The organism is Citrobacter sp. wls615 (assembly GCF_005281355.1).
Lineage (GTDB): Bacteria > Pseudomonadota > Gammaproteobacteria > Enterobacterales > Enterobacteriaceae > Citrobacter > Citrobacter werkmanii.
The window spans coordinates 1-9,696 of record NZ_SZXM01000050.1; the positions used below are offsets into that span (position 1 = coordinate 1).

The window sequence follows — 9,696 nt, forward strand, 5'->3', positions numbered from 1 at the left end:
GCTCACCGCATCCGCATCGGTGCTGATGGTAAAGCCCGGTGTCACTACGTTGGTCTGGTTATCCCCCGCCGTACCGGTGTCGTCGCTCAGGGTGATGACCGGGGCCGCCACGGTGGTGTCCACGGTGATAGCCAGTGCGGTCGAGGTCGCGGTGTTCCCCGCGTCATCCGTCACCTGCACGGTGATGCTGTACTCCCCGTCCGCCAGTTGCGGGGCGGTAAAGGTCCACGTCCCGTCCGCCTGCACGGCGTCATAGGCAGTGCCGTTAATCAGCACCTGCACGCTGACGGCGTCCGCATCCACATTACCGATGGTGAACAGCGGCGTGAAACACCGGGGTGGTGTCGTTGGTGATGTTGTCCGTCGCGCTGATGCCGCTGTCGCTGGCGTCTGCCAGGTCCACCGTCGGGGTAGACACTTGAGTATCAATGGTGACCTGAATTTTTTCTGATGTCGCAGAGTTACCTGCAACATCTGTTGCTGTGATATAAAAAATATAGCTTCCATCGTTCAACGCCTGCGATCCCGTGAAGCTGTAAGACCAGTTTCCGTTAGCGCCCGCGCTGACTTTAGCTATCGCCTTACCGTCCTGATAAATAGTGATACTGGAATAAGCCTCAGCGGATCCGGAGAAAACCGGTGAAGCACTATTGGTAATGCGATCGGCATCACTTATGCCGCTATCGCTATCAAGATGAATGGTTGGTGTTTCGATCGTACTATCGACGACAATATCCAGCGTGGTTGAATTTGCACTGTTGCCTGCGACATCTGTAGCTCGTACGACGACGGTATGCTCGCCATCAGCTAAGTTCGCCTCTTCTGGGATTCGATAATTCCAGACACCATTTTTGTCGCTGACAACCTGACCGATCAAAGTGCCATCAATAAAGATCTCGATCATCGCGTTAGCTTCAGCCGTTCCAGTTAATAGTGGCTGCGTCTCTTTGGTAATGCCATCATCATTCGACGATCCCGTATCTGAACCCGGATCTAATTTAAGCGACGGAGTGACGGTGACGGTATCAATGACCAATTCGTAACTGCTGCTCGAGGTGTTTCCTACCTCATCCTGAGCCTGAAAAGTTAGCCTATAATCGCCGTCGGAAAGGGCTGGATTCGGATCATATTCGAACTGCCAGTTACCATTAGCATCAGCCAGGGTGGTACCCACTGCTTTTCCGTCGATCATCACGGTAATGGTGGCGTATTTTTCAGCAGTCCCATCAATTGTCAAATTGTCATTTTGCCGGGTGATCCAGTCAGTCTGACTTACCCCCGTATCATCGTCAGCCAGCAAAGTGGCAACGGGTGAGGTCGTGCTTGTATCGACTATAAAAGTACAATCAGCAGATGATGCCGAAGTATTTCCCGCAAGGTCAGTAGCATAAGCGACTGCAGTATGGCTACCTTCAGCCAGATCGCTCGGCATGGTAAACGACCAGATACCATCGCGGTTTGCCGTCACCGTGCCATAGGCCTTGCCATCAATATAAATTGTTACCGTACTGCCCGCCTCTGCTGTCCCGGTAAAGGCTGGCGTGCTGTCATTTGTTAGTATGTCGCCTGATTTTGAAACCGTATATTTATCCAGTTCAATATCTGGCGATACGGGAGCAACTGTATCAATGGTATATTCGTAGCTGAAGGTTTGCTGGTTGCCCGCATAATCGGTTACGGTAATTGAGAGTTCGTTCTGCCCTTCTGCAGAGGCCTGCGCCAGGTTAAAGCTGAAATTACCACTCTGTGTAGCATCGATTTCAATCGTTTCCCCGGTCGTCAGGTTAGTGATCACAATATGACTATTTGGGTCCGTTTTACCGGTAAACGCTGGATAAGTATCGTTGGTATAATTGTCTCCGGCAATTCCGCTATCTGACTGGCTGGTCATAGCCAGCGTGAACGCATCAATATCGGTGTCGACAGTAACATCTATTTGTGCGGTTGAGGTATTACCGGCACGATCGGAAGAAACCACTTCGAAAGTATAAACGCCGTCAGCGGTAATTTTATTTTCCGGCAGAGTATATTGCCAGTTCCCCATGGAATCCACGCTGATATCGGCAACTTTATAGCCATTAAGATATAACTCAAGCGTGGAGTCTGGTTCAGCATTACCATGAAGGGAAGGTGTTTTATCATTGGTCAGGCTATCGGTCGAGGACATCCCCGTATCACTGGCTTCATCAAGAATAATAACGGGTGTTTCTGGAGGAATCGTATCCAGCGTAATAACGCCGGTCGTTGATGCCGTGTTTCCCGCTTTATCCGTAGCATCAATCTCAATATTATTAATGCCTTCATTTAATTCTGAACCACTAAACTGATACGACCAGGTGCCATCAGAATCTACGGTGACCGTGGTAAGCAGAACACCATTGGAATAGATAGCAACTTGCGACCCTGCTTCAGCATCACCAATAATTTTCGCATCGGTAAAACGGGTAAGGTTTTCGCCTTCGATACGATCGGCTTCAGGAATGGCGTACTGATCGTCAAGTTCGAAAGTAGGGGCTGCGATAACAGTATCAATGGTGACGATAAGTTTCGCGCTACCGCTTCCACCCTGCCCGTCCGTCACATCGACCTGGACGTTGTGTTGCCCGTCAGCCAGCACCGTTCCGCTAGTGAATGAAAAGTTGCCCATCGCATCGGAGGTCGTGACGGCAACAACCACACCATCTACGCGCAGTGAAACCGTTAAACCGGGATCGGTGGACCCCACAAACAGCGGTGTGGTGATGTTGGTTATATTATCGTTCTTTATACCAGAATCACTGCCCTCATCGAGTTTAAGGGTCACATCGATAGGTTTTACGTCTACGGTCGTTTCGTCAGAGTCTGATGAGCTTGAAGAACTGGATGAACTGGAGGAGTAATCAGAGAAAATTAAACGACTGGCCTCAGCGACAGAGTCATCGTCATATTTCTTATGATAAAGGCTTGCATCCAGCTGCGCCTCTCCCTGGTTCTGAGAGGCTGCGCCATTTTGGCCATTGCTCTGCGCTTTATCATTAAGAAACTCCTCAAGCTGCTTTTGAACTTCCGCAGAAGCTTTCTGCGCCTCTTCAGCTTCAGAACGCATTTTTTCTGCTTCATGCTTCAGGTCAGCAGCCTCTTTTTTAGCTTCTTCAAGGGCTTTCGCATCAATCTCGCTAATCATATTGATATTATCTTTCAGCACATGTTCCTGACGTTGATCTGACAGTGCAGAATCAAGTCGTTCAAGCTGAAGGTTGCTTAAGTCGATCGTTTTCAGCAGTTGCTGACCAGAGACATCACTCCCATAGAATTTAAAGCGAACGTGGTTATTTTCAAGGCTTGAATAGAGAGCGCCGTTAATAATGTTAACCACCACATTACCCGGAAAAATAAATTTAAAGTCGGTCCCACTAATGACGACTTTGGCACTATCCATAGCACCATACTGCTGTAAGTCGATCACTGAATCATTGCTTGCAAAAATAGTATTACTCATATTATCACCCTGAATTAATGAGTTGATTTACTGTCAGTGATGACCGGCTCACTGAAAACTTGTTGAAGGCCGCGCAACAATGGCGAGGCGAGATATTTTAATATGCTGTGGTTACCTGTAATAATGAAAGCATCTACCGTCATCCCAGGTTTGATAACATCACGTTCTTTCGTACCGATAGTGAACTCTACGATAGCTTTGTAATACCTCACCGTATTTCCATTAACCGTATCCTCGTAGGAGTCGGGACTGATTTGCTCTACCACACCGGTATAAGGTTTTGAACCCGAGAGAATAAATGAGAGAATTTTCACGTTAACCGAACCACCAACATAAATTTGATCGCGATCTTTGGGCTGAATTTTTACTTCCGCGAGCATTTTGGTTGACATCGGTTTGATCTCAAACAGCGAGTCAGCGGCCTGTATAACGCCGCCTTTGGTGAAGGCATTTTTGTTGATTTGATAAATCACGCCATCAATGGGCGATCGAACGCGAGATTCTTTCATCTGCTTTTGTAATACACTCATGGCAGAGTCATTAAGCGCAGCTTCATGCTGAGCATCGACAAGATTTTTCGACAAGGTATTACGAAAAGTAAAGACATCGTCATTAATCTCGCTATGGATTACCTTTATCTCTTCTGATTTCGCCACTATCTGGCTTTCAAGATCGATAAGCTCAGACTTTAGACGCTCTGCCGCCTGTTTTTTTGCCAGCAGGGTAGTATAAGAACTGATACCCTTTTTAACCAAAGGAGAAAGAAGATTAACCTCTTCCTGAACAAGCATTAGCTCGCTGTTCTTGCTGATTTTAGAAATACCTAAGCGCTCAATTTCAGAATTGAGGCTGTTGATTTTGTTATCCTTTGTTTTGGTCTGGCTAATTAACAATTGTATATTACCAATCAAGTCCTGATTTGTGATATTGCTAATATCAAAGAGAGTGTAATCTTGACTCCAGGCCAAAATGGACATCATTTCTTTGATATATAAGGCAAGATAGCGGTGCTGAGCTTGGGTACGCTCATTTTCTTTCTGAATATCAAAGTTCGATGTTTCGGCAAGGATCTGGCCTTTGGTGACAAAATCCCCTTCAGCGACATGTATTGCATCAATCGTTCCTCCTTTAGAGAGAGAAACGACCTGAGTATTATCCTTGGTAATAATGACACCGCTGCCATGCACGACCGAATTTATCTTTATCAGGCTAAAAAGTAGGAGTATGACAAAGGTCATCACGATGATGACCATCATCAGATGGTCACACTGTTTCCTGTTCATTGCGACAGAGAACCGTTTTTAGGCAGTATCTGGCCAGGTTCCAGATACAGTTCATGTAACAGATCGGCGAGTTGGGCCATCTGTTCAAGCTTAGCCTGATAGATAGAGAATTGTGACTCAATCATTGTCAGGTTAGCCTGGTAATGTTCATTCCTGCTGGAGATAAAGTCGAGTAGCGACTTTTGACCCAATTTGAACTCTTCTTTATACAGTTCAATGAGTTTCCCAGCATTTTCATAAGATCGTTTAGATATAGCTAATGAATCTTTTCCCGTCATATATTTAGAGACAGAAGCATCAACACTATTGCGGGTTTTAAAAATAAAATCATCAAGACCCAATTTTGCCTGGGTATATTTCGCGCTAAATTTGGCAGCTTCTGATTGGTTCTTAAAACCATTAAAAATATTAAAGCCTACTTTAACGCCAACCTGGATCTCATCCTCATAATCATCCTGCTGCGCATCTTTAGATGGATTATTGTCCGTGTAGTGGGCGTTGAAATCCACAACCGGATAATTAGCTGATTTTGCCGCCGAATATTCAGCATTTGCTGCAGATATAGCTTTCATTAAAGAAAGATACGTCGGATTATCCTGCATGATTTTTTTATAAACCGCATCTTTATCAGCATTAAAAGGGTATTTATTGAAAAAATCAGGCAACTTACCCAAGTTTTCAGCGGTGACATTGTCTCCCGTAAGATTACGCAGCATCATCAATTGCGTATCCAGTTGCGCACGGAAATTCAGCTCTTGGGTGCTTAAAGAGTCGATAGATACCTGAACTTTACGGATATCCGACTGCATCGCCGCGCCTGCGGCGATGAGATCGGAGAAATCATTCAGCATCTGCCTGTAAAAAATTTTCTCGTCGTCGATCACTGCAAGTATCTGCCGGGTTTTTTCCACTGACAAATAGGCATCGGCCGTTTTTTGTGCGGTTGTGAGCAACTCCTGCTGGAAATCGTACTTACTAGCCTCTTCCTGCTGCTCAGACTTAGAAATATTGTTGCTTCTGACGCCAAAATCCGCGATACGGTAAGCGAGGGTTAATTTATTCTCTACGTTCTGCTCATTATCATGTTCGTCCGTTTTTTTATGGATTGCCTCTGACGAAACGTCCAACGTCGGATAGAGAGAAGCTTTGCTCATGTTCGTCTCCTGGTGACGCATCTCGGTCTCCCACGAGGCAATGGCCACAGAAGGTTGCGAGTTTAGGGCATCTACAATTAACGTTCGCAGCGGCAACGTATGGTCTCTCGTTTCGGCATGAGCGCTGATGGCCAACGGCAGTGAACTCCCCAGAATAAGCAAAGCAATGACGGATTTATTCATGGCTTTTTTTCTCCTTAAGGACATTAATTTCTTTTTGCAGGTTGCGGTGCATTCCGGCAATTTGTCCAAGCAGGGGTTCAAACGTCTGTGACTGGCTATCCAGCGTGGCGACGGTTTCATGATGGCGCTCGAGGTTGAGGCGTTCGGCGGTTTCTACAGCGTTGGAGATGCCAGCCAGAAGTGAAGCCTGCTCGCTGAAGTGGCGCTCAGCAACGGTATGTAATTCACCCACGTTGGCATCGAGGTCTCCAATACCATCACTGACCTCGAGGACGGCATGATGGGTATGTGCTTGCGCGGCCAGTAATTCACCCAACGTACTACTCTGAGACTCAAGCGTAATCATCAGCTGTTGCTGACTGGCCTGCAGCAAAGATTGACTTTCGGTTAGCGCTGCAAGATGCATTCCCTGGTTGACCAGAGCTTGCGTAGACGCGCCGACCTCTTTCTCTATCCCGAGCAAAACGGAATGATTAGAGGTGATGCACTTATCTATTTGCTGTAACTGTTCAACCTGTTGATGAACCGCGGCAATAAGGGTGTCATTAAATATCTCAGCCTTACGAGAACCTTCTACAGTGCAACTTAGAAGTGAATTCAGCATGTTGTTGCTGGCGTCGAATGCGTTGGTCAGACGTTCCTGAAAACCGAACATACCCGCCTTAAACTCTTTGATCACATCGTCCAGATCGGTTATCAGACGCAGGGTTTTCGTTTTTCCGATCGCAGCGTTTTTACTGCGCTCATGACATTCTCTGACGAAATCAAGGCGCGCATTGCGTAAATCGATGGCTAAACGGGTAAACTCTCCACGCAGGAAAGAACACATCACGTTCAGTAAAATAGCGCTCACCACCCCATAGATTGATGAAACGAATGCAGTATTCATTCCCTTAAGTGGTTCAGCAAGCGAGGAGACCACACTGACGATGATCCCTAATGTATCTGCCTCGTTACCGCCGGTGATTTGCGATTTCTCCAGTAATGAGATGACCGACGCTATCGTCATTGATAAGCCCGCGAAGGTACCCAACAGGCCAATCATGGTAGACAGGTTTGCGCAGGTCATAACCCCAGCCAGACTCTGGTTCTGCTTACGATTCACGCTGTTATCCATGCTTTCATACAGCGTGGCAACAGTATCATCATCAAGACCATGGCTCGCTGAGAAAACAATCTTGTTGGCATCACCAAGTAAATAAGAGTGTTTCTGTGCATTCTTATTACGTAATACAGTTACGCACTTACTTATTTCAATAAATGAGAAAATAACAATAAATGTGCCCGTCAGATACATAATAATAATGATGGAACTGTAGAATGCCGCGACATGCCATGTTTCAAAAACATAGGCACGTAAACCGGGCATACACAGCAAAATAACAGGCAAAAATGCGAACACTAATGCAATAATAAAAGCACGATACCGCTTTAAGTTATTCATTATTTATCATTCACTCTTAGTAATGACGGCACTATTCGTCAACGTTGTTGCATCATTAACGACTGAGATAGAAACTTCCGTGTTGGGATATTTGCTTTTGACGACCTTCAGCAAGATCACACCGCGTTCGTAGGCCAGACGCATAGCATCGGAAATAGCGACAGAAGGGCTGACATAGGCATAAACTGCAATACTGACCGGTTTATCTCCGCCAAACCATTTATCCATCTCATCAATGACCTCTTGTGGATAGCCTTGCTCCATTGATTTAAAATGAACAATAAACTGGTGGCCTTGAGTCTCCCAGGATGGGGTCGCTGTCGAGGTATCAAATTGACCGGAAGCCTGCCCTTTAATCGAGGTAGCAGTTTGATTGTCGGCCAGTCTAATCACTTCATTTTTCTTATCTTCATGGCTTGCCTGCTCCGTTACGCTACCAGTAGACGCTGCTGAAGCGGCAGTAGAATCAGAGGCCGCAGTGGAATCAGTTGAAGAAACTGCAGCCAACATATCGGCATCAGCGTCCTGGCTACCATTTTTTTTATCACCTTCAGCAGGGTTATTTTGTAGTTGATCACCCGTACGGGTTTGATTAGATGTCATGCTGGTAGCACTGCTGCTGGCTTCGCTACCGCGTGTCGGGGATGCTACTGCCTGAACAGTTTGTTCAACCAGAGAAGGTGCTTCGTAACGTTTTTTAGAGCTTTCATACATAATTAGCATACTGTTAAGTACGAAAACTAACATTAAAAATATAAAAATACATAACACTGTTGAAAACGCATCAACAAACGTTGGCCATGGGTTACTCTCTTCCATTGTTCCAATCTTCCATAAAAACACCAATTTAGAATAGTTCCTGGCGGATATTATATTTACCAAAGCAATAAAAGAAAGATGGGCATTTATTTTTAAGAAAACATCAATACAATAAGCAATATAAAAAAACAAAAAACATTCACAAAAACAATATCAAGTAAAAAAGCCACCTGTTTATTCTTTTATTTTTTAAATAATATTATCTATACCTCAGCATTACTTTTATTTATAAAGTATTTTTTAAAAACAATTAAATGAATCATTAATATATTCCATGAACAAAAAAGCAGGTTACAGAATATAAAAACGGCTTCTTTTTACAGAAGCCGTTGCAATATAAAAATTGACCCTTTCCAGTATTGTCCGTAGACAACTTTACTAAAAATGTTAATACATCACAGCGCCATCAGGCGGTCCAGCGACGGGGCAAAGTAATAGCCACCGGTTACCGGCTTGGTGAAACGCAGCATCGCGTCGCGCTTACCGTCTGTGTCGCCAAACATACTCAGCAGTTGCTGCTCAATGTTGTGCAGACGTGCGCAGTAGGCGCAGAAATAGAGACCGTGTGTGCCGCTGGCCGTGCCGTATGGCAGGCTCTGGCGCACAATTTTCAGCCCTTTACCGTCTTCTTTCAGATCAACGCGGCTCAGGTGAGAGGTAACCGGACGGTCATCACCGTCGATCTCTTCGTTGGCTTCCTTGGTACGACCAATCATCATTTCCTGGTCGTGAATGCTCATGCGGTTAAGCTGCTTCAGGTTATGTTCCCAACGCTGCACAAATACATAGCTGCCACCAGCATCCACGCCATCTTTGATCACCGCGACTTCACGACGCGTTTCTTCACCAGCCGGATTTTCCGTACCGTCAACAAAGCCGCTGAGATCGCGTTCTTCAACCCAACGGAAACCGTGGATCTCTTCTTTGACGTCAATGCAGTCACCAAATGCTTCCATTGCTGCCTGCGCGACGGAGAAATTCACGTCATGACGCAAAGAGAGAATGTGGATCAACACATCATACTGGGTGGCTGGCGCCAGGCCTTTACCGTAAGGGATAAAGTCTTTTAACTCTTCCGCCCCAACGCCGCCGCTTAATGCACGCCAGGTGTTGTTGCCGAAAGCCACAACCGCGCCCAGATGCGCATCCGGGAACTTCGCTTCAAAGGTCGCCAGTTTATCAGCAAAGATTTTGCTGGCCGCACGCAGGGCCTCAACGTCGCCTTTAACATTGGCTTCAATCCAAATCGCCGCACGGCAATGTTCTGGCAAAATGCCACTCTGAACCTGAGACATTGTTCCTCCTGAAAAATAAATATCCTCCGGCATAGCCGGA

The 9,696-nt window shown here is 46.0% G+C and carries 7 protein-coding genes; all 7 read right to left on the bottom strand.

Going from position 1 to position 9,696, the window contains the following annotated elements:
* Nucleotides 1-303: Ig-like domain-containing protein (locus FDX04_RS24490; RefSeq protein ID WP_249935541.1), on the bottom strand; the 303-nt coding region annotated here is incomplete at its 3' end.
* A 1-nt stretch (nucleotide 304) separates the two neighbouring features.
* The gene (locus FDX04_RS14275) at nucleotides 305-3,478 is read right to left on the bottom strand and encodes an Ig-like domain-containing protein (RefSeq protein WP_137371104.1); all 3,174 of its coding nucleotides are present in this window, start codon (nucleotides 3,476-3,478) and stop codon (nucleotides 305-307) included.
* A gap of 14 nt (nucleotides 3,479-3,492) precedes the next feature.
* Nucleotides 3,493-4,734: an HlyD family type I secretion periplasmic adaptor subunit gene (locus tag FDX04_RS14280; RefSeq protein WP_249935540.1), complete on the bottom strand. Its 1,242-nt coding sequence runs from the start codon at nucleotides 4,732-4,734 to the stop codon at nucleotides 3,493-3,495.
* 23 nt (nucleotides 4,735-4,757) lie between these two features.
* Nucleotides 4,758-6,098, bottom strand: coding sequence for a TolC family protein (locus FDX04_RS14285; protein ID WP_170972915.1), 1,341 nt, complete (start codon nucleotides 6,096-6,098; stop codon nucleotides 4,758-4,760).
* Nucleotides 6,091-7,542, bottom strand: coding sequence for a MotA/TolQ/ExbB proton channel family protein (locus FDX04_RS14290; protein ID WP_137360608.1), 1,452 nt, complete (start codon nucleotides 7,540-7,542; stop codon nucleotides 6,091-6,093). Before FDX04_RS14290 ends, FDX04_RS14285 begins: the two co-directional genes overlap by 8 nt.
* A 6-nt stretch (nucleotides 7,543-7,548) precedes the next feature.
* Nucleotides 7,549-8,493 carry a hypothetical protein gene (locus FDX04_RS14295; protein WP_137360607.1) on the bottom strand — a complete coding sequence of 315 codons (945 nt, stop codon included), beginning with the start codon at nucleotides 8,491-8,493 and terminating at the stop codon, nucleotides 7,549-7,551.
* Nucleotides 8,494-8,756: 263 nt separating this feature from the next.
* Nucleotides 8,757-9,656: a porphyrinogen peroxidase gene (gene yfeX, locus FDX04_RS14300; protein ID WP_042306924.1), complete on the bottom strand. Its 900-nt coding sequence runs from the start codon at nucleotides 9,654-9,656 to the stop codon at nucleotides 8,757-8,759.
* Between the last annotated feature and the right edge of the window lie 40 nt (nucleotides 9,657-9,696).